This window comes from Neobacillus bataviensis LMG 21833 (assembly GCF_000307875.1).
In the GTDB taxonomy this organism is placed as follows: domain Bacteria; phylum Bacillota; class Bacilli; order Bacillales; family Cytobacillaceae; genus Neobacillus; species Neobacillus bataviensis.
In genome coordinates this window covers 23,843-49,999 of the sequence record NZ_AJLS01000114.1, presented here as the reverse complement: position 1 = coordinate 49,999, position 26,157 = coordinate 23,843, and the positions used below count along the sequence as shown (strand labels likewise).

Below are 26,157 nucleotides of genomic sequence, written 5' to 3'. Positions count from 1 at the left end.
TTAGGCATTTTTTTCAATGTTAAATAAGGGAAGATCTAGAGATTTACTATCTAATGCGCTTGGTCACATACCAAGCTTTTTTCTTTTTCCCTGATACGTTGATATTACGACCCCTCCCACTATAAAGAATGAACCTAATAGTTCCACACCTATTATTGGTTTGGATAACAAAACTAGCCCCATGATCATTGCTACAAAAGGTTCTAAATTTGATAAAATGGAAGCCTTCGAAGCGTCTACATACCTTATGTTTTTATTCCAAATAAGTGTAGCTATACCATGTACAATCACTGCTGTTCCAATCAACAAACCCCAATCAAACATATTCGTGCTTATTCTCAAAGGTCTATCTAATAAGGAAAAAAACGGAATCGATACAATCAATCCAACTATATTCGAATACAAGGTAATCGTAAGTGGGTCCATTCTTTTTGAGAGTAGCCTAGTTATGATAATCATCATCGCAAATGTTATCATCGTTACAACAATCCACAATAGACCTTTATCGATTTGTATAGATGTTAAGGTACCTTTTGTTACAACAAAAAAAATCCCTATAATTGCAACAATAGATCCTAAAAACATACGAATAGTTAATTTTTCCTTCAAAAAAATAGCGGCTAAAAAGCTCGTTAGAATAGGTGTCGTTGCTAATATTAAGGCAGAAGTTGTTGGATCAGCTGTTTGTAATCCCTTAAAGAAGGACCATTGGTTAATAAATACACCAAAAACGCCCAGAAAAATAACGGCAAGAAGATCCGATTTATTTACAGGTCTATAGTGTTTTTTGTATGAGGATAATCCAATTAAAAAAAGAAAAATAAACAATAGCCTTAGCATAGTTAACAATGCTGGAGAAAAACTCCCAACCAAAATCTTTCCAAATACAAAATTACTTCCCCATACTACTACACAAAGAGTCAGCCAAATATAAGCCTTTAACATTTTACCACCAGTCCAATTCCATAATACCAACTGTCCTATTGTAAACTTAATAGGGTGTTACATATACTTTTTTGATTAAAAAAAGCTGTAAAAAAGCCAGCTCCTTAAGGCCGCAGACGGACCATATTAAAGAGCCAGCTTTTTAAAAAACCTACGATGCAATGGTTTCTTCTTCTTCTACATCATCAGCTTTAGACATACTGTAATATTTTCCTTTTGTGAAAACAGCAAAAACGACTGTAAGGATGGAAGCTAGAATTGCGGCAAAAAAAGCAGCAGTACTTTGTAAGAACGTACCCATGTATCCTAATGCAGCGATTGTACCTAAAACACTTGCTGCAATTAACGGTACGACCCCAACAGGATTCCATTTATACAATTTCTCCTGCCTTGCCTCATAATATCCAGGGCCAATTTTCAATATCTTTTTCACTACTAAGGCATCAGTTACCAATATACCAGCCCATGTCAAAAGAAAAACCCCTTGGAATGTCATGGCAGTATCTAAATGATCCAATATCCCGCCAAGCATCAAGGCCATAGATATTACCCCTGCTACAACAATCCAAAATCGTCTACCTGGCTTAAATTTAAAAACATTCTCAAAAAAATTAGAAAGCGAAAGAGAAGCACTATATATATTGGTAATGTTAATTCTTATTTGAGTTAACAAGGTAAATAGAACACCTCCGAGGCCAAGGAGCGATACAATGTAAACACCCGGGTTGGATTCTCCTAAACGAACTCCAAACCATATACCAAGACCTCCCATGACCCCAAAGCAGAAAATTTGTGGGACAAATCCGATCATGAATGACCCTATTTTAATGTCCTTTGGTTTAAGAAAACGTGCATAATCTGAAGCAAGAAGCGCTGTTAAGCCCATTATGCCATGCTGCATCCCTATACAGAGCAGTAAAGCTGTCCCGCCTGTTTGAACTCCCTCGGGCAAATACGTCCAAAAGCTTCCTTCGTAAAGTGAAGTTTTATTGAATGCGACTATAATAGTTGTGATTAAAAAAACACCGAATATTGGCAATGACCATTTTTGCAATTTATCCAATTGTTTTATACCAAACCAATTTAAAGGGATAACAATTGAACCAAAGATGATTATTAAAAGCCATACTGGAATGATGGGGAAAAATGCATGTATAGCAGCAACTAATATCATGCCTTCAAATGCACAGTACATGATAAAGTTTGATGCATAAATGAACGAGGTTAATGATGCGCCTATATACCCAAATCCTCCTCTAGATAATAAATTTACGTTCATACCAGATTTAGCCGACAAATAGGCAATGATTGTTCCAAGGATCCCAGCAACAATGATTGCATAAATAGCTGAAATAATTGCATTAACAGCCCCGAATTGAAGTGCCATTACACTTCCCATTTGAAAGTAAAAAATAGCCGTTGCAATTCCAAAAGTAATATTTGTAATACTAAACCAGCCCATATTCCTTTTTTCTGTTGGTACCCTATCGTATGAATAATCATCCTTCATCACTTCTTTTGCTTTGAGATCTGCTTTTTGTCCAGTTCTCATTTTATCATTCCTTTCATTTGTGAATGATTTCACATGTTGTTTTATTTTTTATGACGAATTCACAATGTTGTTGCAGAAATTCAACAATATCATGAAATATCGATATACAGTAATTAGGATTATGTTCATTGATTCAAACTCACTATTATTGAATCATTCGATCGTTTTATCAGATCTAAGTTATACTATACGGAGAGAATAAACTGCAAACTTCAAAAAAAAAGGATAAACCGGAGGATAATTTAATTAAAAAAAAGAATACGTAAGCTTTAATGTATCATTAGTATATCACAATCAGTTTACATAATCAAATAACAGTAACGTCCCCCTTTATATCTGGATAATTTCATTACAGGAGTCCAATAATAACCTTTAACACAGCTAAAAAAAAAGAACCTCAAAAGTTTTTCCACTTTTAAGGTTCCCCTTTAAAATAACCCTGCTATCTTTGTTTAAAGCACCTTACTTAAGAAAGCCTTAGTTCTCTCATGCTGTGGGTTACCGAATAACTGATTGGGTTCATTTTCTTCTACAATATACCCTCCATCCATGAAAATAACACGATCTCCAACTTCTCGAGCAAATCCCATTTCATGTGTAACAACTACCATCGTCATGCCTTCTTTTGCAAGCTGCTTCATGACCTCTAAAACATCTCCGACCATTTCTGGGTCAAGTGCAGAAGTCGGTTCGTCGAATAGCATGATTTTTGGATTCATTGCCAGTGCTCTTGCTATAGCAACCCGCTGTTTTTGTCCTCCAGATAATTCACCCGGATAGCTATTTGCTTTCTCTCTGAGACCAACCTTATCTAGTAACTCAAGGGCAGTTTTTTCTGCCACTGTTTTATCATTAGATAGAATTTTAATCGGTCCTAAAGTGATATTTTCTAAAACGGTTTTATGAGGGAACAGATTAAATTGTTGAAATACCATTCCAACATCTTGTCTAACCTTATTTATATTAATTTTGGTGTCAGTTATATTATGTCCGTTAATCACTACTTGACCACCAGAGATTTCTTCCAAGCGATTTAGGCACCGAAGGAATGTACTCTTCCCTGATCCAGAAGGACCTATTACACAAATTACTTCTTTTTCTTGCACTTCTGCATTAATATCTTTTAAAACCTCTAGATTTCCAAATGATTTTCTTAAGTTTTTTACACTTATAATGCTCATCGCAGCTGAATCCTCCTTTCTACGAAATTAGCAAGTACGGTCAATAAATAAATGATAATAAAGTAAATAACGCCTACAACCAGCCAAATCTTAAATGCTTCAAAGGTTGCTGAAGCCTGAATTTGACCCTGCTGTGTTAAATCAGCAATACCAATAACCGATAAAAGGGAAGTGTCTTTTAAACTAATAATGGATTGGTTTGTAATCGTAGGGAGCATTCTTCTAAAAGCTTGCGGCAGGACCACGTAGCGCATGGTTTGTGCTCCTGTAAAACCTATCGATCTTGCTGCTTCTGTTTGTCCTTTATCAATCGATTGAATACCCGCTCTGATAATCTCGGAAAAATATGCCCCTGCATTGATGGCAACAGTGATTATACCCGCTGTTGTACTGTTTAAGGAAACTACTTGCAGTGAATTTATTCCAAAATAAATAAAAAATAACTGTACAATAAATGGCGTTCCTCGAATTGCATCTACATACACCTTCGCAATCCAATTCAAGATTTTAATTGGCGCAAGCCGTAACAAGGCTATCAGTAAACCAATTAAAAAACCTAGAATAATGGCAATAATAAATATATAAAGTGTGACTTGTAATCCTTTTAGTAATATTGGTAAAGCTGCAACAATTATGTCCACAGTTTCATCCCCTTTCAAAAAGAAAGCGCGCTTTATGCGCGCCCAATCAGTATTTATTCACCTAGATAAGTTTTTACAATTTTATCATATGTTCCATCTTTTTTGAGTTCAGCAAGGCCTTTATTAATTTTTTCTAATAGATCCTTGTTTTGCCCTTTCAATACAGCAATTCCATATTGATCGCCATTTAATCGGTCACCGACAATTTTCAAACCAAGGTCCTTTTGGGCAATAGCGTAGGAGATAACAGGGTAGTCTTCAATAAGAGCATCAGCATTTCCATTTGAAACTTCTTGGAACATTGCTGGACTATCGTTAAATTGAACGACTTTAATTTCTAATTTTGATGCATTATCTACTGCATATTTAGCACCTGTTGTTCCTTTTTTAACAGCAACGGTTTTTCCTTTAAGGTCATCAACTGATTTAATAATAGAATTATCTTTTTTAACAACGACTGTTAATCCCGCATCAAAATACGGAGTGGAGAAATCTACTACTTTCTTTCTTTCATCTGTAATACTCATTCCAGCAATAGCTACGTCAAGTTGATTGGCTTGCATGGCTGGAATAATACCTCCGAAGTCCATTGGAGAAAGTTCAATTTTAAAGTCCTGGTTTTTCGCAATTGCATTAATCAAATCAATATCGATACCTTTATAATCATTTCCATCTTTATATTCAAATGGAGGATAAGTGGTATCCACGCCAACTTTATACACCTTTTCACTATTCGCTTTCTCTCCTGATGTTTCCTTGCTTCCGCAAGCTGCGATAAAGAGAGTAAGAATTAAAAGCAAACTAAATAAACCATATTTTCTCATTCAAGGCACCCCTATTTTTAGATTATTTTTAATAGAACAAAAACATCACTTTATTAATATAGCACATATATTAAACATTATAGAAGTACAAATTTTGGGAATACACATTCCTTACATTCGAGAAGCAATTAGATTAATTTACAATGTTTAGGAACTATACCCCTAAACAAAAATCCCCCAAACAAATTAGTTTGAGGGAAATTTTTTTTGCAAATGGGTAATAACCACTAGCTGATTGCTAGCTTTATTTTAAAATATTGCTTGTTATAATCATTCTAATTTAGCTATTTTTCTCAAGGCATTGATAAACTGCCATCATATCCCGTTTATTTAACTCACGAATACGATTGAAAATGGGAATGTCCCGGACAGCTTCTGTATATAAGCTTTCATCCACAACATCACTTACTGTTCCAGTTAACCATGTTTTTACTGTGATGCCTTCAACAAGTTCCTTAAGACCCTCATCATTGATGCCAGTTGCATAACAACTTACACATGGAATAGTTAATTTAAACACGCCATCATGCAGATTATCTTCTGATATCACTTTCTTTCCTTTACAAAATGGACATGGATGGCTTTTTTTCATTTTATTCATTTCGGTAACTAATTTTTTGTAACCAAATGTTTCATACACATAGGTTAATTTTTTATATTTTCCATTTGTGAAATACTGATCTATGATCGTTTCTTTTGTTTCATTAATAGAAGGAAAATCACAGATGGTCACTTGATTGTTGTGGCTAATGGATTCGATATGGTCTTTGATTATATCCCAGAATGGTAAGACATTTTGTAAAACCATTTCATACCCCGTAAAGCTTGCTTGTTCTAATTCAAACATTTTCAAAGCAACTTGTGTTTTTCTAGGCAGTAAAGAGACATCCTCTGTCAAAACCATATCGCCGCCGACAATCGATTTTAGTTTGACAAGTGCAGGTAACTTACCTACTATTTCCAATACTTGGTCAATTGGTTGATTGATCATTTCACGAATATCTGTGTCTCCAAATTTAAGCGGTTTATGGTGGTTTAAAACAGTACCCTCACAAATTGGACATGTGATTTTTTCCTTAGAGGCTTTCATTTTCTCTTTAATTATTGATTTTGAAACGACAATATACATACCAAGGATGGTATTAAACCCTACCCATGTCCTGCGTGCCTTTCCTTCCTTATCATAAAATGACTTTTCAAAATACCCGTACCAAAATGTATGTTTTTCTTCATCTGACATCTCATTATAGCTTTTCGTCAGATCGTGACCGAGCTCGTTTTTTAATTCTTCAAAAAGAAATTCTAATTTTGGGTATTTATAAAATTTTAAAACTTCCATTATTTCTGGATAGAATAGACCATCCCAGAATGGAAGATTTTTGTCTTGAATCACCAGATCTTTATCAAAGATTTCAATTTTGAGGCGTCCTGAGCATGATGGACAATGATTGTCTGGAGAATAGAAATCAAAGCTTCTCGTATCTTTGTTGGTTGGATGTGCCGCCACAATATGGTTAATCACCCCACCCATTTCATAAAGAAAACTATATTGACTATACAAATGTCTTTCAAGATCAATGGCAATAACGGGTGCAATTTTATTAGAATCGTATTCACCATAAATTAAACGAGCCATTGATGATAAGCTTTTTAAAATACCGCCCTTATAGACATTTTCTGCCCGTTTAAAATAGTCGATATGATTATCTTTTAGATACGTTATGCCATGTTGTGAATGGAGTGTAGACGCAATAGGTGATGCCAGCGCACTATCTTCCCTATTTTTAGTCTCATAATATTCATGATGACTAACAACATCAAGATTTGTTACAGGTTCATTCTTTCTTCTACCAAAATCAACGATAAAATCAGAATTCTCCATCATATAGGCATTATGTTCAATCATTATGATGGAAACGGATTCATCTTGTAAAATATCCCTGATACTATCAATGAATTGATTTAAAATATTTTGTGATAAGCCTTTTGATGGTTCATCAAAAATAAAAAGGGTATGAGGATTTCGAGAATTTGCAAACAGTTCCGAGACTAAATGTACACATTGAAATTCACCAGTCGATAATGTTTGTGTTTTTCTATTTAATGTCAAATAGCCTAGTCCAAGTTTAATTAATAAGCTCAAACGTTTATGTGCGATATCTTCATTTGGAAGCTCTTCAATGATGTCTTCAATGGAGCGATCGAATATATCATCAATTTCTTCACTATATTTTGTGATTTTCTTTTTAATATCAAGAAAAGTCGCAACGGTTGACCGACTAGTAATGGATTGGTTTCGATCTTGTCCAACCATAACGAGTTTATCTTTTTTGTACCGCTTTTGGAAATCCTCGGCAATACATTGGTTGACAAGTGTTGATTTACCACATCCAGACTCTCCGGTAATAGCTACAAGTCTATTTTTTGGTATTTTCATTTCGGCCATTTGAATATTACGGCAATATAAATCATGAAAATGGTAGTAATCTGTTGGCTCTTCCTCGTTTCGTCCTGAGTATACCGGTTCTGGTCGCGGTGACTCATCCACGATTTTCCCGCCATATTTACCACTGCCGGGTCCAAAGAATACTTGATCGTCTGTTGTATCGAGCACAGTGTCAGAATGGTCAATAAGCCAAATTTGATTTTTATAGCCTAACTGTTTAATTTGTTCTAAAATTTTTAGTAATGTTTCATGATCAATACCCACTGATATTTCATCAATGATAATGACCGTATTTTCACTTGTTGCCATGAATTCTGCCAAGTAAAGTCGCGTTAATTCTCCACCTGACAATGTACCCATAATGCGATTTAATGTTAAGTAACCAATATTCATATTGATAATATTTTTTAGAATATGCTGTTTTTCTTCACTAATATGTAAATCTTCCGATAACGAAAGAATCATTTCAATACTTAAGTTGTTAATATCTGATATACTATGCGGTTTACCAAATACATCGATTGTATTTTTCTCAACTTCCTCGTTATAACGTCTGCCTTTACACTTAGGGCATTCGACATTACTGTTCGTACCGCGGCCTTTACACTTAGGACACCAGCCTAATTCATTATTAAATGAAAAGACTTCAGGTGAAAGGTTATATTTTTCAGCAAGAGCAACACGAATCTCTGTAAAAACGCCCGTATGCGTGCCAATGGTGGAACGTGGATTAGAAGAAATCGATGATCTCCCCAGAAAAAGCACTAAAGGCATTTCTTCCATATTAATGGCACTGAAATTGGTTTCCATAATATCAGGGAATAAATACTGATATTCAGCCTTTGGCAATAAGGAAACGAGACGTTTCTTGGATTCTTCACCAATGGTCCTGCAAAAAGTTGTTTTGCCAGATCCGGACAAACCGGCAATCCCTAACGATTGATCTTCCGGCAAGTCTGCATCTAAACGGATAATATTGTTTGCAATTAATTGATTTATTTTCATCTGATATCCTCCCCATTCTCTAAATCTAGTATTGCCATGTTAGCACAACTTAAAATGAATTTGTTGTGATTTTTGAAAAAACAACCGGCTCAGTCCTAAACTGAGCCGGTTTGTCCTACATTTCCCCTATTACACTATTGTAAGTGTAATTTTTATCAAAAACATAGCTCCTACAGGAATGCAAAAATAAAAAAATAAAAAATTTAAACATACACAAAAACCGACAATGTTCGAATATGACATTTTGTAGAATAGTAGTATATATTTACCACCTTTTTCAAAATATCGGTAATGTATGACACAAATCATAAGGTTAAGGTCATAGATAGTTGAGGAACATATTTGGGGGGAACTTCATGGAAAGAACATTGAATATTCAAAAGATTGGGAATAAAAACAGTAAGGCAACTAAGTGGTATGCAAACTGGAGGTTTATTACAGCAAGTATCATCTTTATTATCGCACTCATCATTGCAGCAGGCAGCTACTATCAGGCAAACCATTTCAATTCAGAAATTAAGATTAATAACACCAAAGTCGGTGGAATGACCGTTGACCAGGCACTAGACAAATTAAAAACCACCGTATTAAAAAATGTAGTCTTTGTCGGAAGTCAACAGATTTTAGATGGAACAGATTCAAAGATGGGATTTACGGATAATGACCTGCCCAACATCAAAAAATTATTAAAGAGCCAGTGGACGTTTTTTCCTTCTTCAAAAGTAAAAGATTATTCATTAATGCCGGGCAGTCAGGACCATTTCAGAAATCAGGCGTTGAAAAAGCAGGTGGAAGAAAAGCTGCTAGCCATGAATCAGAGTTTAAAAGCACCACAAGATGCAGTGGTTCGTTTGGAACAAGGCAAAATTGTTGTCGCAAACAGCATTAGCGGAGAGCAGTATGATGTAGCTAGTCTTTTGAAGGACTATGACAAGCACGAATATATTAGTGAAATCCGCCTCGATCCAGTATACATACAGCCAATTAAAGAAGACAGCGAGTTTGTAAAAAATCAACAGAAAAAGTTTGAAGAATTCCTTGCCCAGACCGTTGAATACAAGGTGCAGGATAAAGTTTTTACGTTAAACGCGAGCGAATTAATTAAGAATGCATCTATTTCAAATGATTTACAGATTAAGATGGATGATGCGGGTGATATTCAGAATAAGATTGCTGAAATTAACAACTCCCAATCCACATTAAATAAGGATTTCACATTCAAGACCCATTCAGGTTCGGTGATATCCGTTAAAGGTAAAGGCTATGGCTGGGCCATAGATGTTGAAAAAGAAATACCACAAATTATAGAAGCTTTTGAAAATGGCGGAAAATCCGTTTCTGCGTCTAATATTTACGGACATGGCTGGAAGGGTGAAGGCTACGGATATGACACAATCACCAATAATGGTATTGGCGATACATATGCTGAAGTCTCCATTGCAGAGCAGCGAATTTGGATTTACAAAAATGGGCAATTAGTCGTCACAACCAATGTTGTTACTGGTACACATGATAACCGTCATGATACAACACCTGGAGTGTGGTATATCCTCTATAAGCAAACGCCTGCCGTACTAACGGGCAGAGAAAATGGAAAAATCACTTATCAGGCTCCTGTTAATTATTGGGCTCCTTTTACAAATGACGGACAGGGGTTCCACGATGCCAGCTGGCGAGGCAATTGGGCAAGTAATGCCTATCTTACGGCAGGATCACACGGCTGCGTCAATACTCCTCCTAGCATGATGAAAACAGTGTATGACAATCTCAGCACCAATGAGCCGGTTGTTGTTTATTGAGAATAAATGCGGTCACAACCCGAAGTATAGGGATTCTTGTTGATTAAACACTTAAGGAGCTATACAGGTTCACACAAAATGGCCCGGTTTTGTAACAGGGCCATTTCTATCCTATTGCTTTACTCCTCTTCGATTTCTCAAATTTTGTAATTTTCCATTTGGTCTTGGATAATATTTAGGAATATCTTCGCAGATTTTGATGAATTATTCTTTGTTACTACGTATCCCATAGGAATCTTTACAGGGTAATTATCTATCAGAAAAGGTTTAGAGATTATCATATTGTTTAACATAACTTTTTCATTTTTTATATCATTGACTAGAATAAAGCTAATGGCTCTTCCCTCGGCAACTGTTTTTTCGATGATATCGGTGTTATTAGTGGCAAAAAGGATCTTATTAGAAGCATATTTATCGGAAAGCTCTTGAAAAAAAGCCCTCACATACACACTGTTATAAATAACAATAGGATGCTCTGACAAATCATAAGGTGTTATGTATTCACGGGAGGCTAATGGTGAATGTTTGTTTACGAGGACATATACTTTTGAATCGAAAAGAATCTTAAATAGCAAATCATCATGCTCTTTAAGCATACTTTCGTAGATATGAATTAAACCTGCATGGGTTTTTCCTTCTTTGACCCCTTCAATAATCCCCTCTGTGGAATCTTCTTCAATATCTACTTTAATATGACATTGTTTTTCCTGAAAAGATTTAAAGGCATCAAGTAATATTGTGTTGCATAGTCCAAATATTGCTGATATTTTTAATTCTGTTTGTTTATTCCTTGCTTTCTCCTCAAATTCTTGAAGCTTCAAAAGGATCTCTTTGGCTTGTGAAATCAACTCTTTTCCATCAACCGTTAGTTCTGCCCCTAAACGTGTACGCTTGGAAAGATAGATTCCAAGCTCATCTTCAAGTGAAGCAATCGCCCTGCTTATACCGGATTGCGTAACATGCAGATTTTGCGCTGCCGTGGTAATCGATCTTGTTTTTGCCACTTCAACGATATATTTTAATTGCTCAATATTCACCTAATCCCTCCATCCATGAATAAAACTCATGAAATCATGATTTATATTAATTTTACATGGGTCACTTCCTTTTGTAAAATTAATTTTAGATTAGTCTAAAAATTCACACAACAATAAACTGAATACAGAAACTGCCAGCCACCCTAATTTGAGCCTCAATTATGAAGGAGGAAAAAGCAATGAAATTTGGATTATTCTATGAACACCAATTGCCGAAACCATGGAAAGATGGGGACGAGCATAAGCTTTTAAAAGACGCGCTGGATCAAATTGAACTGGCCGATCAACTGGGTTATGACTACCTGTGGGAGGTTGAGCATCACTTTCTTGAAGAGTACAGCCATTCTTCCGCACCAGAAGTGTTTCTCGCAGCAGCTTCTCAGCGTACGAAAAACATTCGTATTGGACACGGTATTGTCCAGCTTCCAGTGGAATTCAACCATCCAGCTCGTGTAGCTGAGCGGATTGCAACGTTGGATTTAATTTCTGATGGCAGGGTTGAATTTGGAACAGGAGAAGGTTCAGCTGAAATTGAACTGGGTGGCTTTAATGTCGACCGTGGTGTCAAGCGCAGGGAATGGAGCGAAGCTCTCGATGCGATTACCAAGATGTTTGTTGAAGCACCGTTTGCTGGTTATGATGGCGAATTTTTAAAAATGCCTGCACGTAACGTCCTTCCAAAGCCAATGCAAAAGCCGCACCCACCTTTATGGATGGCGTGCAGCGCGCATGAATATATTCGTTCTGCAGCATTAAAAGGAATTGGCGCTCTGTCCTTTGCATTTATTGAACCCGAGCAGGCTAAAGAGTGGGTAGATGAATATTATCAGATATTTGCATCTGAACAATGTAATCCTGCCGGTTTTTCCGTCAATCCAAATGTTGCTTTAGTACTGCCGTTTATGGTACATGCGGATGAAAAAACAGCAATCGAACGAGGTATCGAGGGGGCTAACTTTTTCGATTATGCTTTAGGACATTATTATGCCTTCGGTAAGCACCGCCCTGGATATTCGGATATTTGGGATGAATTTAACCAAAACCAAATGCAGGCCGCTACTAGTGTTTCTGATGATACAGGTCATGAGACCATTTCTGGGAGAGGAGCAGTAGGGACACCAGAGCAAGTGCGCGAACTCCTACGCCGTTATGAAGAAGCCGGTGTTGACCAGGTGATTTTCATCAGTCAGGCAGGGAATAACAAGCATGAGCATATTTGTGAGGCACTGACTTTATTTGCCCGGGAAGTAATGCCGGAATTTAAAGAACGTGATGAGCAGTATCAAGCACGCAAACAGGAAAGACTGACCCTGGCAATGGAGCAAGCATTGGCACGCAAGACCCCGGCTCGTCACGCGGATGAGGATTATACAGTGGTCTCACCTCCACGACTGCCAATTACGGAAACAATTCAAGCCAAAAATTAGAAAAGAATAAATTTTTTACGCACTTTATAAACGTTACCAAATCTATAGACACTAAGGAGGTATGCTAGATGGCAAGTAAAGAGAGTTTGGCCGTTAGGCAGGGGTTAATAGAATGGGGAGTGCAGCAGGCACAAAAACAGCCTTCCATTGAGGAAATGAGAAAAAGCCTGGAAGACTTGATGAGTAGTACACCACTACCGTCGGATGTTTCTGTCAATAGGATTCAAATAGGAGAAACACCGGCTGAATGGGTCTCAACACCTACCGCTGACCAGAACCGCGTATTTCTTTTCCTACACGGAGGCGGTTACATCATAGGCAGCTGTAAAGCCTACCGGGATTTGGCATCACGCCTTTCCAAAGCAACAAATAGCCGGGTGCTTACAGTTGAGTATAGACTGGCTCCTGAGCATCAATACCCTGCCGCCATTGAGGATGCAGTTGCTGCGTATCGCTGGCTTGTTTCGGATCAAGGGGTTGATCCGTCTCAAATAATTATTGGCGGAGATTCCGCTGGTGGCGGGTTAAGCTTGGCCACGTTATTAACTTTAAGAGATGCGGGTGACACTCTTCCAACCGCTGCTGTACTTCTCTCACCTTGGACTGATATGGAAGGAACGGGGAAAACAATGGAAACCAGAAAAGATGTAGATCCATGGCTAAACCCTGACCAGAGCAGGGCAACACCCCCTATGTATATAGGGAATTTGGATCGCCGTCATCCATTGGTCTCCCCTATTTACGCAGATTTACAGGGGCTGCCTCCAATGCTAGTTCATGTCGGTAATGACGAAATTTTACTGGACGATTCTGTTCGACTCGTAGAGAGAGCTGAAGTTGCAGGTGTTGAAGTCACCTTCAAAATATTCGAAGACATGTGGCACGTGTTCCACGCATTTGCTGCAAGTGTCCCAGAAGCGCAAGAAGCTATCAATGAAATTGGAAACTATGTAACTAAAAAGCTGGAAGCTATTGAAATTCCTTAAAAATGGCTTCCGACAAATTTGAGGTTTAAAAACTATTCAGAAAAGGCTGCTTCGGTAGCCTTTTTTGTAGAAAAGGGGGATCATTTTGAAACGTACAATGGAAAAAGGAGATGTCTTTAAACAAATCATGGGTCACTATCCAACTGGCGTTACGATTATTACGACTATCGACGAGAATGGAGAGCCTGCCGGACTTACGGTAAATTCCTTTACCTCCGTGTCAATCGACCCATTGTTAGTACTATGGTGTATCGATAAAAAAACATCTTCATTTGAAACGTTTTTAAAGGCTGACGGTTTTACTGTTCATACCCTAGCTTCAGATCAAGTTGAAGCATGCTGGGCATTTGCCAGAAAGGGATCTGATCGTTTTAAGGGAGTAAATTGGTATACATCGGAAAACAAATTACCAATCATCAAGGATTCCCTCGGAACTTTAGAATGCCGTACTGTTCAACGAATAGATGCAGGTGATCATATCATTCTAGTAGGTGAAGTATTAGATTTATTTAAAAATGACAAGGAACCGTTACTTTTTTATAACAGAAAGGCAGGGACCATTCCAAAAGATTGGTAGTCAATAATGATGATGATTCGAAACCTTTCTATAGAGGAGCTGGCTCAATAATAGACACTAGTTTCAAAAAATTATATGTTTTTCATAAGGATACAGTCTTTGATTGAATTCCATAAAAAATCTCCCCTAAAGTAACAATAGATTTTTGTTTTTTAATCTGTCTACTTTAAGGGGAGCATATGAATGGGTTAGTTGCCTTTCTTTAATGTTCTGTAAAAAATTAACTTTCACTTCTTCCCCCTTCACCCCGCATTCCTCCGTTCGCTGTCATAAAAAAGATTTTCCTTTTCTCCTGCTTTCACCCGTTTTCGCTTCAAAAAAGACCAAATATTTACGACTCTAGCAAAAATTTTTTTAGGATGCAAAGCCCATTCTCCAATTCATCTGAGTCCTTAGGAGATGTTAGTGAAATACGAGTAAATTGGGGAGATTCATCTTTTTTGACCAAGAAACGATGTGAATGATAAACATGAATCCCCCGGGTTAAAGCAATATGCTCAAACTGGTTTAGCTGCCATTCTTTATGCAATGGTAACCAGCGAAAAAAACTAATAGGGTTTTCACGCTTGTGATCGATTTGAAAATATTTCTGATAAATCCGATTCCGATCTTGTGAAATTTCTCGCTTTTTGTTAATGATTTGTTCGGCAGCCCCTGTATTAATTAATTCTGTTATAATTTCTGCATTTAAGGCAGATGTTTTTACGTTGAGATTGAAAATACCATACGTGATTTTTTCAACGAACTGATTGGCATAAGCGATAAATGCAACTCGTATACCAGAGCTGAGTGATTTGGCAATACTCAGGATATAAACAAACCTTTCCGGTACAAAAGATGAAATAGGGGAATAGCCATTTGGTGCCAGGAAAGAGTATACGTCATCCTCTATTAAAATAAGCCCGTGTTTATTGATGACCTCTGCTATTTCCTTTCTGCGATCCATATTCATTGTTACAGCAGTAGGATTATTGCAGGAGGGACTCAAATAAATTCCCTGCAATGGATTTGTTCTGCAGACGGCATCTAATCTCTCCGGCTTCATGCCTAACTCATCACCCTCAATAGGGATTAATTGGATATTCAATAATTTGGCCAGTTCAATAAAATTAGGATAAGTATATATATCTACCGCTATTTTATCTCCCGGATGAAACAAGGTCATTAGAATCAGCGAAAACGAATTTTGCCCTCCTGAAGTGATTGCAATATTTTCAATGGCTACATCCATGTTAAAGCGCTGCATCCACTTTTTGGCTGCCATTCGATGATAAGGCATTCCTAACGGGTGTCTGTAATCTAACAAATTTTCCAGATACTCTTTGGTGGCAATGCTTTTAATCGCTTGTGCGACGAATGAGTTTGTGCTGTCAAGGGGCTTGATGATCCCCATCTCTATACAATTCTTATTCTCATCACTGCCTGCCATGAAAATAGCATTTTTTATATTGGGAGTAACAAAGGTTCCCCTTCCAGTAACGGCATAGATTAATCCTTTCACCTCGCATATTTTAAATGCCCTTGTGATAGTGCTGAGGTTAATATCAAGAAAATCTGCTAATTCTCGTTGAGGAGGAAGTTTCGTATTGGGTGCGAGAAAGCCATTGAGAATATCATATTCCAGCAAACTAGCAATCGAGCGATACAATGGAGGAACAAGCTGCTTTTGATCCGGCTTCCAGGATATAGGATAGTTTTCAAATGAATTAACTGGCATATAACACCCTTCTCGAAAAAAATTGTATTGCATACAATTATATCATTGAAGCCATACAATGAAGATGATAAAGTTAATAACATACAAATTATTCTGAAAAAGTGGGTGAAAGAGAATGAACATAAGTGATAACACCTTTTTGCGGGAAGAAAGCAACTTCTTTGCCGGTGTACGTGATTGTCTGCCCACTGTACTTGGTTACTTAAGTATTGGATTTGCGGCCGGTGTTGTGGAAAAAACAGCAGGACTTTCGATTGTTGAAATTGGACTAATATCCTTACTTTTATACGCAGGTTCTGGTCAATTTATTGCTGCCGCGATGATTGGGGCTAATAGTCCCACTCTAGCAATTATCTTTACCATTTTCTTTATTAACCTCCGCCATCTTTTAATGAGCGCGGCTATATCGCCCTATTTCCGTCATCTTACCCCCTTCAAAAATATATTCATCGGATCTTTACTTACGGATGAAACATTTGGTGTGGCAATGAATGAAGCAGCAAGTAAGAAATGGCTCAGCGAAAAATGGATGTATGGTCTAAATATAACTGCTTATTTAAATTGGTTCATCGCCAATATTGCAGGAGCATTTTTCGGAGCATGGATTTCGAATCCGGAAAAGTTCGGTCTTGATTTTGCATTGCCTGGTATGTTTATTGGCCTTCTTGTCCTGCAGATGTTTAGCCGAAGAAAATGGATGAAAGATGTTCTTGTGGCACTAAGTGCTGTTGCTATTGTTGTAGGGGTAAGTTTAGTGGCATCTGGAAGTGTAGGTGTGATTGTGGCGACAATCATTGCCTCAACCATAGGAATGGCGGTGGAAAAATGGAAGTAAGATGGTCTATCCTTTTAATAATATTAGGCTCAGCCCTTGTAACATTCATTCCAAGAGTGCTTCCAATTGCCATTCTGAGTCGTGTTGAACTGCCAGAATGGGCCATGCGCTGGTTGAACTACGTTCCCATTGCCGTTATGGCAGCCTTAGTGGGGCAGGAATTGCTAATGGCAAACGGAAAACTGGAACCTTTGCAAAAAAACCTTGAACTAATTGCCGCATTGCCTACTTTTATTATTGCGATTGTCACACGCAGTTTATTAGGAACTGTTGTAGCTGGAATTATTTCTATAATGGTATTACGATTTGTGTTTTAAATTGGTAAAGTGCTGTTAATGAATTTAGTGATAAGCATACAGGTTACGGCTAGAGGTACCCTTAGCCGTTATCTCGTACAAATTTGTTTCGTATCAAATATACGAACACAAACATGAACAAAGGCACAATGTAGCTGATCATTTCTAGAAACATGGATTGTGGTTCGTACGTAGATATTATGATTCCCCCATCTGAGCTACCGAGTGTTCCGTTAAAGATACCATAGCAGACGTTCAGCCCCCAATGGATGCCGGTGTCCGCCCAAAGCGAACCGGTTTTATAAACCGCATATGTTAACGATAGTCCGAGGATAAGAGAAAACAGCGTGTTAGTTATACTAAACCCTTCATTCCAGGAGTCATCTAGGGCATAAAGTATAAGGGAAATGATAAACACCCATTTCACAGGAATTCTCTCTTTTAAATGCCCAAATACATACCCTCGGATGATGATGTCGTTTAAAAAAGATCCGACCAAAAATGTGAGCATCACCATCAAAAGTGACATGATCATTTCCGGGAACGACTTCCCAACCGTCATTTCAAATCCGCCAAAAAGATAAACGAGTATGTACTTCATCAGCCAAAATGAAAAACCGATAATAAACCCAATTACCGTATTTCTCCACCATTTTGGATGAAAACTGATTCCGATACTTCTATACTCTTTTACCTTAGTTAACATTAAAATTCCCTTCAATAATGGAAAAAACAAAAGAACTAATAAAACCTGTAGTAAAAATTAACTTGACTTCGCAATTCCCACGTTCAAATACAAATCCAGCACAATGAAACCTGCTATTACTTTACCGTAATAACTCATATATTCCCCCCTGATTCTTTTATTCATAATTATAAGAAATTAACTAGGCGATGCCTAGTCGTTTTCTTATAATTGAAACGAAGGATTTTACTTAAAGTAAATCTAGCATAAATTAAGAATGGCTACATTACTTAGGTAAAGGCTAGACATTGACACTGCTACAGAAGTGTCCGTATTCAAAACTGTTTTGTTATTCCGTTACATGAAACATAAAAAGGCAACACCCTATTTAATTGGGTTAGTTGCCTTCTTTTAGGTGCTGGTGAAGTTTACGGGCTTAATAAGTTAGCCCCTCTTGCCTTCGGTTGTGATATTTATTGTATTTTATCTTTGGAATGTGCAATATTATTAATTCCTATTCAAATAATAGATTAGTTGCACAACACCAGAGGAGAACGTTCTTGTATTAACCATTTTCAAATCCAACCTCTGTTTTATATCAATAAACAACGGTTTTCCTTCTCCCAAAATAACAGGGTGAACAGATAATCTAAATTCATCAACAAGCCCTAAATTGATAAAATTTGTAATAAGACTTGCTCCACCATATAACCAGATGTCTTTACCAGGCTTATTCTTTAATTTATTTACTTCTTCAAGAATATTGTTATTTATGAATATTGCTTTACTATCAGTCCCTTTTTGTATCCTGGAAAACACATATTTTTCTTTACTATGAACTATTTCCCACATTTCTTTTTCAGTATCAGCAACATCACTTTCTGGAGTAAATTGTCCCCATAAATCGTAGCTTTTTCTTCCATATAAAATAGTATCAATTTGATTCAAGAAATTAATAAATCCCATCTCAGAATCCATGATGCACCAATCAACTTCTCCATTTAGCCCTTCAATAAATCCATCTAAAGTAACTGCTAAATCTAAAATTATTCTTCGTGGTCTTTCGTTATTGATCATAGTTTTCACTCCTTTTACTCTTGAAATATTGTTATTTTCACCTGGCTATTGTATATTTCTTTAAATGTGGCAGCCATATGTTACTAATGTTACTCAACTCTGCCTCAATAATCTATTTACATAATTTAAATTAAAATAATTGATTAAGTAATTCTATTCAGAAGAAATATTGGAAGTACGCTATGGATATGGTATTTATATGTATACCGTAGCCGAATAATCATACATTGGTGAGCTATACTTTTGAAAAGGATTGGAAAGGGGAGCCAATTATGCCAACTATGATGATTGAAAAAATCACTATACCTTATGAGGAAGAACTACTTCTAAAATGGAAGAAAAGAGACTAATCCGTTGTCCCATCCTTCTTGCTTGAATGGAATGGACCTGGTATAAGCAAATGTTCGTTTACAATCTGGAAACTTGTTTCTTTGTGGAGGTGAAGAAGGGAAAAGATGTGCTTAGAGAGCCACAGATGCGTTTCATGTACCTTGCTCAGTCCATTTTAGGAATTGATTCAAAACTTATTTATTTATCCGGTTCGATTCGATGCAAAAAAAAGGCTCTCACCATATTATGAGAGCCGAACTTGGTATCCTGTTTTACTATTCTTGAGGATTGCTAACCGCTTTCCCTTCCAAGCCTTCATATTCGCGGCCCCATCCCGTTATGATAGAGAACAACAGAACCAAGAACAGTACCATGCAATAGATCATACCGCTGCTAACTTGTGTTAGTAAAAGCGGTGAAACAAAATCATAACCTTTTGACAGCAAAGCACCTAGGAATACAAAAACACTTAAAAAAGGTATGACCAGCACGATAGCATTAGCAAAACCATCCAGTAGATAGGAACGACGGTATGGATGCAAACCAACGCGTTTGCCAATCTCATTCTGTACTTTTCCGAATGTCGTCATCGATGCACTAGTCACACCACCGAAGATCAAAGTTGTGAACGAAATACCTAACATCATAGCGATTTCAGCACCGCGAACCGTCTGACCCATTTTGCTGTTAAGTATGCCATTTGTGACTTTTTCAAGCACTCCCGCACCGTTTAGCACACCCATTATACCATAGACTGAAATTACCAGCGTGACTGTTGCCATCATGCTGCTGATGCCGCCCGTTAAGAATCCTTTCGGAGCACCATCCACAACTGAAATAATATTGTCGAAATTTAAAAGGTTAAACGCCAGACCTGTTATTGTCCCTAAAATGATACCTATAGTAATAGCTATATAGATATTGCGAGTTTTGATTGCTGCAATTAACATGACGGCTACCGGAACCAGCATGACCAGTGTGGTAGGATTCATGTTCTTCGCAAGAATATCCGAAGCGCCCACTCCAACCGTGCCGCCGCCGCCGAAGACCCAGAACAGAACAAAAGAGATAATACCCGCGACCAAGGAATACTTCAGTCTGGCAGCAACACAGCCGCCCACCTCAGCAAAACCTTCTTTTTTTGTGTATTCTTGCGTTCCTGCAGAGATGATGGTGGTATCTGATATTGGAGCTAAGTTATCACCAAAAATAGAAGCACTGACGATTGCACCCGCAAGAACGGCAGGATCGCATCCCAACAATACTCCTGCCGGGTAGAAAATAGGGAAGCAGGTAAACATTGTCCCGATGGATGATCCAGTTGCAGTAGAAATGATACAAACTGCTAAGAATGTAAACGCAGTGAATAAACCACCATCCACGCCTAGTAAGTTTGCAAGCCATACGAAACCTGACGAAATATTAGTAGCTTTGATTAGCTCCGAAAACATCCCGATGACAAACAGCAGGATTGTAATCGGCACGGCTTCCTTTACGCCTTCATAGACTGAATCCCAGAAACGATTGTAGTTACCCTTTTTTACAAAAATTGCACCAACCATAAGTGCGACAAAAGCGCCCATTGCAAGAGCATACATTTCGAACGCTTTAAAAACGATAAAAAACAATATGCAGAAAAACAGAAAAATAACGACTGGAATAAACGCAGCTCCCCAGCCACCTCTAAATTCAAGTCTTTTATTCATATTGAAACTCCCTCTCCTCTACTAAACTCTCTATTCTAAACTAAACATACACTCTCTCTTATTTCTCATTTAAGTTCATCTTCATAATATCGCGATATTTCGAATCAACAGTACGCTCTAACTCAAACGGTTCGCCATCTACTATTGGATAGTTGTCTAAGAATTGTTTTATTTCTTCGATATCAGTACGATCGAGTTCGAAAGCAAATATTTTTGTATTTGACTCCACATGCCTGCTATTTCTAACTCCAATAATAGATGCCCCAACACCTTGCCCGCTTAATATATATTTTGTAGCAATCTGAGAAACCTTGACAGAATGCTTTTTAGCGATTCTTTGCAGCAGTACCAACAATTCCTGATAGCCATCCCAGCCCAAAGTATCTTCAATCACCTGAAAATATTTAACGTGAGAGCGCGTTTCGGGTTGAATCGAAGTCTGGCCAATCCATTTTTCAGCTAACAAACCGCCAGATAATGTACCGTAACACAGCAGGGAAATTCCTTTGCTTTTACAATAATCTATTAATTCTCTTTCTGGACGTCTATCAAACACCGAGTATTGATTTTGGCAAGACACAACAGGGATACCGGCATCAACGATTTCGCGCAAATGCTTCGTATCAAAGTTTGTAACGGCAATATTACGGATCTTTCCTTTTTCTTTAAGTTTTAACAGATCTCCCGCTGTCTCAACATAGCCTGGCACATTGTAATCCCACCAATGAAACTGAACAAGATCCAATACATCTCGTTTTTGACGTTTGAGACTTCTGTCAATTATTTTTTCTGTATAATTGTAATCGACCTCACTAAGCAAATTGATATCCGGCACATACTTAGTATGAATTTGAATATCATGCGGTGATAGAGTGCTCCCTTCTTTTAGTTCCGTTAAAAATTCACCGAGGAGTTCTTCAGTACCCGTATAAATATCTGCACAATCAAATGTCGTAAATCCTCTTTCAGCAAGCATATGGAAGGCCTTCATGACATCTTGCATATCTAGTTTTGTTTGTAAACTATGGCCTTCTGATAGCTGCCAACAGCCGTTGATCACTCTGCTAATTGTATAATCTTTTGCTAGTTCGAATCGTTCTGCCATTATTGTTTATCTCCTTTTTGTATTGGTTCTATTGTGCAATCCGCATGACTAAATTCTTGCGTTCCAATACGGCTTATTTTAAATTTGGCACCACAGTTCGGGTCTGGGCAGGCAATTACACTATCGGACAACATCCAGTCATTCGCGTGTAATGGCCGCTGCTTTGCAGGCAGTAATGGCAAAATAGCACTTAATGCATACATGGAAAATGAATTATTTTCTGGGAAGATAAGGTCTTCCCCAATAACTAAGAAATAGTCCCCTTCCTTATGCCTGCATACCATTGGTATATCTGTAGATACAACCTCTACTTTTAAGTTATATAGCGTAAATTTATCATCCATGGCACTTACTCCTATCAACACTTGCAATCAACATAACTGCAATTAATAATAAAGCTGCTGTTTTCATTTTTTTACAACAGTTGTTTGGGCTCATAAAATAATAAAAAACACCTGTCCTTAAATAATAATTCAAGGACAAGTGTTAACTTGCGGTACCACCTTGTTTGATATGTATCATACATACCCTCTCTGCAGAGTGCACACACACCCTTAGCACTATAACGCTGGCTATACGTCTAAGCTACTAAAAGAAATTCTTTCGCTTCGCCCTCAGAGGCCCACTTGCTGTTACTGCATCTGTCCGGCTTACACCATCCCGGATTCGCTGTGAGATCGTTTAACAGTTTAACTCCCTCGTCTTCGGTTTATAAGAATGGTAGCATCATAGTTTTTAATTGTCAATAATATTTCCTATATTTAGATAACTAGATTAAACCAAGATCTATTCCAAGTATTGCATCCATAATACCTAATAAAAATCCTTCAATTTCTTCAAAAAAATAACCCATGAAAATGCTGTAAATACAGCTTTTTCACGAGTAATTTTTTTACCTTTCCACCAGCAGAGAGACTGTCTTCATATGTAACCTATAACACACATGAAAATACCATTTGGTGAATCTTTATATAAAATAAATTTATGAAATTGACTTACCCTAAAACTAATCAACGCTTATATTACAAACCGATTAAAAAATTCCCATAGACTCATATCCGAATCTAAGGGAATATAATGTTCTTATTATTGAATGACCTAAATGATAAAAGAACAAAATTCTTTCTTGAGAATCCGTTCTAGTTTACTTTTTCATTATGCTAACTCCAACCACGCGACCGCTTCACAATGCGTTGTCATCGGGAACATATCCACCGGCTGCACTTCAACGGCTTTGTAACCTCCATCTTCTAGAATTCGCAAATCCCGTGCTAACGTTGCCGGGTTACAGGAAACATAAACAACCTTCTTGGGTTTCATTTCAATAATCGTTTGCAGTAAAGCTTCATCACAGCCTTTGCGCGGTGGGTCAACCACTAAAACATCTGCAGTGTTTCCTTCTTTATACCATTTAGGAATGACGATCTCCGCTTCCCCAGCCGCAAATTCCGCATTCGTAATGCCATTCAGATCCGCATTTCGTTTTGCATCCTCAATCGCCTCGGGAACAACCTCCACCCCAAAAACCTTCCGTGCCCTTTGTGCTAGAAATAAAGAAATCGTGCCAATGCCGCAATACGCATCAATTACACTTTCTTCACCACTAAGTCCAGCATATTCAAGTGCCTTATCATACAAAACCTTTGTCTGTACAGGATTCACTTGATAAAACGACAGCGCAGAAATAGCAAACTTCACGTCGCCAATATAGTCATAGATGACTTCATTTCCCCACAGGACACTCGTTTTTTCTCCCATAATCACGTTTGTCCGCTTGGAATTCACATTATGAACAATTGATTTTACTTTTGGAAGCCGGGCAGTAATTTTTTCGACTAACTGATTTTTCTGTGGAAAATCTGCAGTTCTGGTAATAACGACAACCATGAGCTCGCCAGTCTGTTGACCGTACCGTGCCATAATATGACGTAGTACACCTTTATGGGATTCTTCGTGATAGGCAGAAATGCCAAGTTCATTGCAAATTTCCTTTACAGCCTGCACTGCTTCATTAATTTCTGGCAATTGAATCAAGCTTTCATTTGTATCGACAATCTCATGGCTCCTCGGTTTAAAAAATCCAGCAATCAATTTGCCGTCTATTTCACCGACCGGTACCTGTGCCTTGTTCCGGTAATGCCATGGGTTTTCCATCCCTAAAATCGGGTGTACAACCACATCCTCCAATTTACCAATTCTGGTTAGGACTTGCCGTACTTGATTTTCTTTGTATTTCAGCTGACCTTCATAGCTGATATGTTCAAGCTGGCAACCACCGTATTTGTGGCGCTCGCTGCTCGCAATATCGATTCGGTATGGGCTTTTTTCATAAAGCTCGATTAAGCGGCCAACCCCGTACCCTTTACCGGTCTTAATTACCTTAATCTTAGCTTTTTCACCCGGCAATCCATTGGGGACAAATAGCGGGTAACCGTCCACCTTCGCAACCCCTGCCCCGTCATGGGTTAAATCTTGGAAAAGGACATCTATATATTCATTTTTGTTTACTGGTAGTTGTCTGCTCATTTATTTCTTCCTTTACACGTTTTGACTAGCTAAGATTGTAACACAATGCAAGGTACTTGCGAAACCCACGGCATGATAAGCGCCCTTTTTCAACAAAAGCCAAATAATTTGTCAGAACTTTTTTCTTTTAAAATATAATAAAAGTGTATATGATTAAAACAATCTCATTGGAAGGAGTGGATATCGATTAAGAAATTAAGTACCCTTTCCATTCCCTTACTGCTTGCCTTCTTTGCTTTCAACTTTTTACACTTTTCCAGCACCATTCCACACCCACATGCAGAAATAAAAGCAATCATTGTCGTAGACGATTGGACAGTAAAGACACCTTCAGACGATGAGAAAAAGCAGCCACTCGGCCTGCAAACACTCTTTGTACTTATTTCCAGCATAACTGCAGCGGTAATTCCACTTCATTTGTTATCCGAGCAATTTCGGGGAAAGTACGTTTTTTTAAGCCCCAAATTTCATCAATCAAACTACTTAGTCCTCCCTCCCAAATTATAGGGAAAATCCAAATAAGGGAGGAAGTAATATGTGGATTCGTTTTGTCTTAATTGGTTTCTTTTCATTATCAGCAGCAGGCATGCTCACCTTCCAAGGCATAGAAATTTTCCATGCCTTTATGGAATACTTTAAACAAAAATAAATGAAGGCAGATCCGATGGGGGAACTTCCCCTTGGGTCTGCCTTCTTTTTATTTCCCATTTTCCTTTTATTTGGACATCAGAATGATCTGGTCTGCTAAGTAGCTTGGGCTATAAGGAGTTCCTTCTTGTAACCACCATGAGATGATGCCAAGTGTCGAGGAAGCAATGATCTCATTAGGCACCTTAAACGCCCCGCCCTTTGCTTTTTTATCTTCAGCCCAAAAAGTGACGATATCTAGCAATATACTGAGCACTCTTTTGCGAAAATCCTTGTTTTCCAGCATCACATTGTAGAGCCCGGCATTTTGATAAAAATGCTCTAGAAAAGAGATAAGCCGGTTACGGGGTGACAGGTTTCCTTTTTTCGTTGCCTGATTATCCTCGGAAGGAATCTCCATCGTCATATTTAACTCTTCAAGAATTTCATCAATCGTTTGCTCCATTAAATCATCAATATCCTGATAATGTAAGTAGAAAGTTGCACGGTTTAATTCAGCTCGATCAGCAATAGTTTGGATAGTCAATTTGCTTTTATCGCTATTTTCCTGAATCAATGAAATGAGTGCATCTTTAAACATTTTCTTTGTCCGTTTAATTCGAGGATCAACCTTTGGCTTCTCGTTGTTAGACATTTAATCAGCCCTTTGTCTATGATTTTATATTTTTTCGACACTTATTTAATAAATTGTCAATTAGTCTACATTTATCTTAAAAGTGTAAATGGCTATTTTCACTTATCCCATGTTAATATGTACTTTATTGACACAGTATCAATTAAACAACTTATTGTCAATCAGATATAAAAAGAGA

At 37.7% G+C, this 26,157-nt stretch carries 21 protein-coding genes; 6 read left to right on the top strand and 15 right to left on the bottom strand.

Annotated features, from left to right (window positions below):
* Positions 1-63: 63 nt before the first annotated feature.
* The 6 genes from BABA_RS14085 to BABA_RS14060 all read right to left on the bottom strand — a co-directional run bounded on the left by BABA_RS14085 (position 64) and on the right by BABA_RS14060 (position 8,594).
* Entirely contained in the window at positions 64-945 is an 882-nt protein-coding gene (locus tag BABA_RS14085; RefSeq protein ID WP_007085868.1) for a DMT family transporter, read from the bottom strand.
* A 151-nt stretch (positions 946-1,096) separates the two neighbouring features.
* On the bottom strand, positions 1,097-2,497 hold the full coding sequence (locus tag BABA_RS14080; RefSeq protein ID WP_007085867.1) for a purine-cytosine permease family protein: 1,401 nt from the start codon (positions 2,495-2,497) through the stop codon (positions 1,097-1,099).
* Positions 2,498-2,949: 452 nt separating this feature from the next.
* Entirely contained in the window at positions 2,950-3,678 is a 729-nt protein-coding gene (locus tag BABA_RS14075) for an amino acid ABC transporter ATP-binding protein (RefSeq protein WP_007085866.1), read from the bottom strand.
* On the bottom strand, positions 3,675-4,319 hold the full coding sequence (locus BABA_RS14070) for an amino acid ABC transporter permease (RefSeq protein WP_007085865.1): 645 nt from the start codon (positions 4,317-4,319) through the stop codon (positions 3,675-3,677). Before BABA_RS14070 ends, BABA_RS14075 begins: the two co-directional genes overlap by 4 nt.
* Before the next feature lie 53 nt (positions 4,320-4,372).
* Entirely contained in the window at positions 4,373-5,143 is a 771-nt protein-coding gene (locus BABA_RS14065; RefSeq protein WP_007085864.1) for a transporter substrate-binding domain-containing protein, read from the bottom strand.
* A 280-nt stretch (positions 5,144-5,423) separates the two neighbouring features.
* Positions 5,424-8,594, bottom strand: coding sequence for an ATP-binding cassette domain-containing protein (locus BABA_RS14060; protein WP_007085863.1), 3,171 nt, complete (start codon positions 8,592-8,594; stop codon positions 5,424-5,426).
* 356 nt (positions 8,595-8,950) lie between these two features.
* Between BABA_RS14060 and BABA_RS14055 the strand changes: the two genes are divergently transcribed.
* Complete coding sequence (locus BABA_RS14055) at positions 8,951-10,393, top strand: L,D-transpeptidase family protein (RefSeq protein WP_007085862.1); 1,443 nt, start codon at positions 8,951-8,953, stop codon at positions 10,391-10,393.
* Between the two features lie 137 nt (positions 10,394-10,530).
* Here the strand turns inward: BABA_RS14055 and BABA_RS14050 are convergent, their stop codons facing one another.
* Positions 10,531-11,430 (bottom strand): LysR family transcriptional regulator, encoded by a 900-nt coding sequence (locus tag BABA_RS14050; RefSeq protein WP_007085861.1) that lies wholly within the window; start codon positions 11,428-11,430, stop codon positions 10,531-10,533.
* A gap of 179 nt (positions 11,431-11,609) precedes the next feature.
* On the opposite strand from BABA_RS14050, the gene BABA_RS14045 reads away from it, so the two are divergent.
* The 3 genes from BABA_RS14045 to BABA_RS14035 all read left to right on the top strand — a co-directional run bounded on the left by BABA_RS14045 (position 11,610) and on the right by BABA_RS14035 (position 14,420).
* The gene (locus tag BABA_RS14045) at positions 11,610-12,857 is read left to right on the top strand and encodes an LLM class flavin-dependent oxidoreductase (protein ID WP_007085860.1); all 1,248 of its coding nucleotides are present in this window, start codon (positions 11,610-11,612) and stop codon (positions 12,855-12,857) included.
* A gap of 68 nt (positions 12,858-12,925) precedes the next feature.
* Entirely contained in the window at positions 12,926-13,843 is a 918-nt protein-coding gene (locus tag BABA_RS14040) for an alpha/beta hydrolase (RefSeq protein WP_007085859.1), read from the top strand.
* Positions 13,844-13,928: 85 nt separating this feature from the next.
* A complete protein-coding gene (locus BABA_RS14035) occupies positions 13,929-14,420 on the top strand; it encodes a flavin reductase family protein (RefSeq protein WP_007085858.1) in 492 nt (163 codons plus the stop codon).
* Between the two features lie 331 nt (positions 14,421-14,751).
* Here the strand turns inward: BABA_RS14035 and BABA_RS14030 are convergent, their stop codons facing one another.
* Positions 14,752-16,137 carry an aminotransferase-like domain-containing protein gene (locus tag BABA_RS14030; protein WP_007085857.1) on the bottom strand — a complete coding sequence of 462 codons (1,386 nt, stop codon included), beginning with the start codon at positions 16,135-16,137 and terminating at the stop codon, positions 14,752-14,754.
* Between the two features lie 115 nt (positions 16,138-16,252).
* On the opposite strand from BABA_RS14030, the gene BABA_RS14025 reads away from it, so the two are divergent.
* Together BABA_RS14025 and BABA_RS14020 are read left to right on the top strand one after the other, a co-directional pair.
* The gene (locus BABA_RS14025) at positions 16,253-16,972 is read left to right on the top strand and encodes an AzlC family ABC transporter permease (RefSeq protein WP_007085856.1); all 720 of its coding nucleotides are present in this window, start codon (positions 16,253-16,255) and stop codon (positions 16,970-16,972) included.
* Entirely contained in the window at positions 16,963-17,289 is a 327-nt protein-coding gene (locus BABA_RS14020; RefSeq protein WP_007085855.1) for an AzlD domain-containing protein, read from the top strand. The genes BABA_RS14025 and BABA_RS14020 overlap by 10 nt, the downstream gene beginning before the upstream one ends.
* A gap of 61 nt (positions 17,290-17,350) precedes the next feature.
* On the opposite strand, the gene BABA_RS14015 is transcribed toward BABA_RS14020, so the two are convergent.
* The 7 genes from BABA_RS14015 to BABA_RS13980 form a co-directional block, all read right to left on the bottom strand.
* A complete protein-coding gene (locus BABA_RS14015; RefSeq protein WP_007085854.1) occupies positions 17,351-17,974 on the bottom strand; it encodes a CPBP family intramembrane glutamic endopeptidase in 624 nt (207 codons plus the stop codon).
* Between the two features lie 486 nt (positions 17,975-18,460).
* Complete coding sequence (locus BABA_RS14010) at positions 18,461-19,030, bottom strand: dihydrofolate reductase family protein (protein ID WP_007085853.1); 570 nt, start codon at positions 19,028-19,030, stop codon at positions 18,461-18,463.
* A gap of 605 nt (positions 19,031-19,635) precedes the next feature.
* Entirely contained in the window at positions 19,636-21,066 is a 1,431-nt protein-coding gene (locus tag BABA_RS14000; protein WP_007085852.1) for a Na+/H+ antiporter NhaC family protein, read from the bottom strand.
* 58 nt (positions 21,067-21,124) lie between these two features.
* Positions 21,125-22,171 carry an aldo/keto reductase gene (locus tag BABA_RS13995; RefSeq protein ID WP_007085851.1) on the bottom strand — a complete coding sequence of 349 codons (1,047 nt, stop codon included), beginning with the start codon at positions 22,169-22,171 and terminating at the stop codon, positions 21,125-21,127.
* The gene (locus tag BABA_RS13990) at positions 22,171-22,515 is read right to left on the bottom strand and encodes a TIGR04076 family protein (RefSeq protein WP_007085850.1); all 345 of its coding nucleotides are present in this window, start codon (positions 22,513-22,515) and stop codon (positions 22,171-22,173) included. The genes BABA_RS13995 and BABA_RS13990 overlap by 1 nt, the downstream gene beginning before the upstream one ends.
* An 811-nt stretch (positions 22,516-23,326) precedes the next feature.
* Entirely contained in the window at positions 23,327-24,697 is a 1,371-nt protein-coding gene (gene rlmD, locus BABA_RS13985) for a 23S rRNA (uracil(1939)-C(5))-methyltransferase RlmD (protein WP_007085849.1), read from the bottom strand.
* A 715-nt stretch (positions 24,698-25,412) separates the two neighbouring features.
* Complete coding sequence (locus BABA_RS13980; protein WP_007085848.1) at positions 25,413-25,979, bottom strand: TetR/AcrR family transcriptional regulator; 567 nt, start codon at positions 25,977-25,979, stop codon at positions 25,413-25,415.
* Positions 25,980-26,157 lie beyond the last annotated feature (178 nt).

Bases quoted from the DNA above. Each gene is read 5' to 3' on its own strand.
- BABA_RS14085 (WP_007085868.1), bottom strand. From the start codon at position 945: ATGTTAAAGGCTTATATTTGGCTGACTCTTTGTGTAGTAGTATGGGGA.
- BABA_RS14080 (WP_007085867.1), bottom strand. From the start codon at position 2,497: ATGAGAACTGGACAAAAAGCAGATCTCAAAGCAAAAGAAGTGATGAAG.
- BABA_RS14075 (WP_007085866.1), bottom strand. From the start codon at position 3,678: ATGAGCATTATAAGTGTAAAAAACTTAAGAAAATCATTTGGAAATCTA.
- BABA_RS14065 (WP_007085864.1), bottom strand. From the start codon at position 5,143: ATGAGAAAATATGGTTTATTTAGTTTGCTTTTAATTCTTACTCTCTTT.
- BABA_RS14060 (WP_007085863.1), bottom strand. From the start codon at position 8,594: ATGAAAATAAATCAATTAATTGCAAACAATATTATCCGTTTAGATGCA.
- BABA_RS14055 (WP_007085862.1), top strand. From the start codon at position 8,951: ATGGAAAGAACATTGAATATTCAAAAGATTGGGAATAAAAACAGTAAG.
- BABA_RS14045 (WP_007085860.1), top strand. From the start codon at position 11,610: ATGAAATTTGGATTATTCTATGAACACCAATTGCCGAAACCATGGAAA.
- BABA_RS14040 (WP_007085859.1), top strand. From the start codon at position 12,926: ATGGCAAGTAAAGAGAGTTTGGCCGTTAGGCAGGGGTTAATAGAATGG.
- BABA_RS14030 (WP_007085857.1), bottom strand. From the start codon at position 16,137: ATGCCAGTTAATTCATTTGAAAACTATCCTATATCCTGGAAGCCGGAT.
- BABA_RS14025 (WP_007085856.1), top strand. From the start codon at position 16,253: ATGAACATAAGTGATAACACCTTTTTGCGGGAAGAAAGCAACTTCTTT.
- BABA_RS14020 (WP_007085855.1), top strand. From the start codon at position 16,963: ATGGAAGTAAGATGGTCTATCCTTTTAATAATATTAGGCTCAGCCCTT.
- BABA_RS14015 (WP_007085854.1), bottom strand. From the start codon at position 17,974: ATGTTAACTAAGGTAAAAGAGTATAGAAGTATCGGAATCAGTTTTCAT.
- BABA_RS14010 (WP_007085853.1), bottom strand. From the start codon at position 19,030: ATGATCAATAACGAAAGACCACGAAGAATAATTTTAGATTTAGCAGTT.
- BABA_RS14000 (WP_007085852.1), bottom strand. From the start codon at position 21,066: ATGAATAAAAGACTTGAATTTAGAGGTGGCTGGGGAGCTGCGTTTATT.
- BABA_RS13995 (WP_007085851.1), bottom strand. From the start codon at position 22,171: ATGGCAGAACGATTCGAACTAGCAAAAGATTATACAATTAGCAGAGTG.
- BABA_RS13990 (WP_007085850.1), bottom strand. From the start codon at position 22,515: ATGGATGATAAATTTACGCTATATAACTTAAAAGTAGAGGTTGTATCT.
- rlmD (WP_007085849.1), bottom strand. From the start codon at position 24,697: ATGAGCAGACAACTACCAGTAAACAAAAATGAATATATAGATGTCCTT.
- BABA_RS13980 (WP_007085848.1), bottom strand. From the start codon at position 25,979: ATGTCTAACAACGAGAAGCCAAAGGTTGATCCTCGAATTAAACGGACA.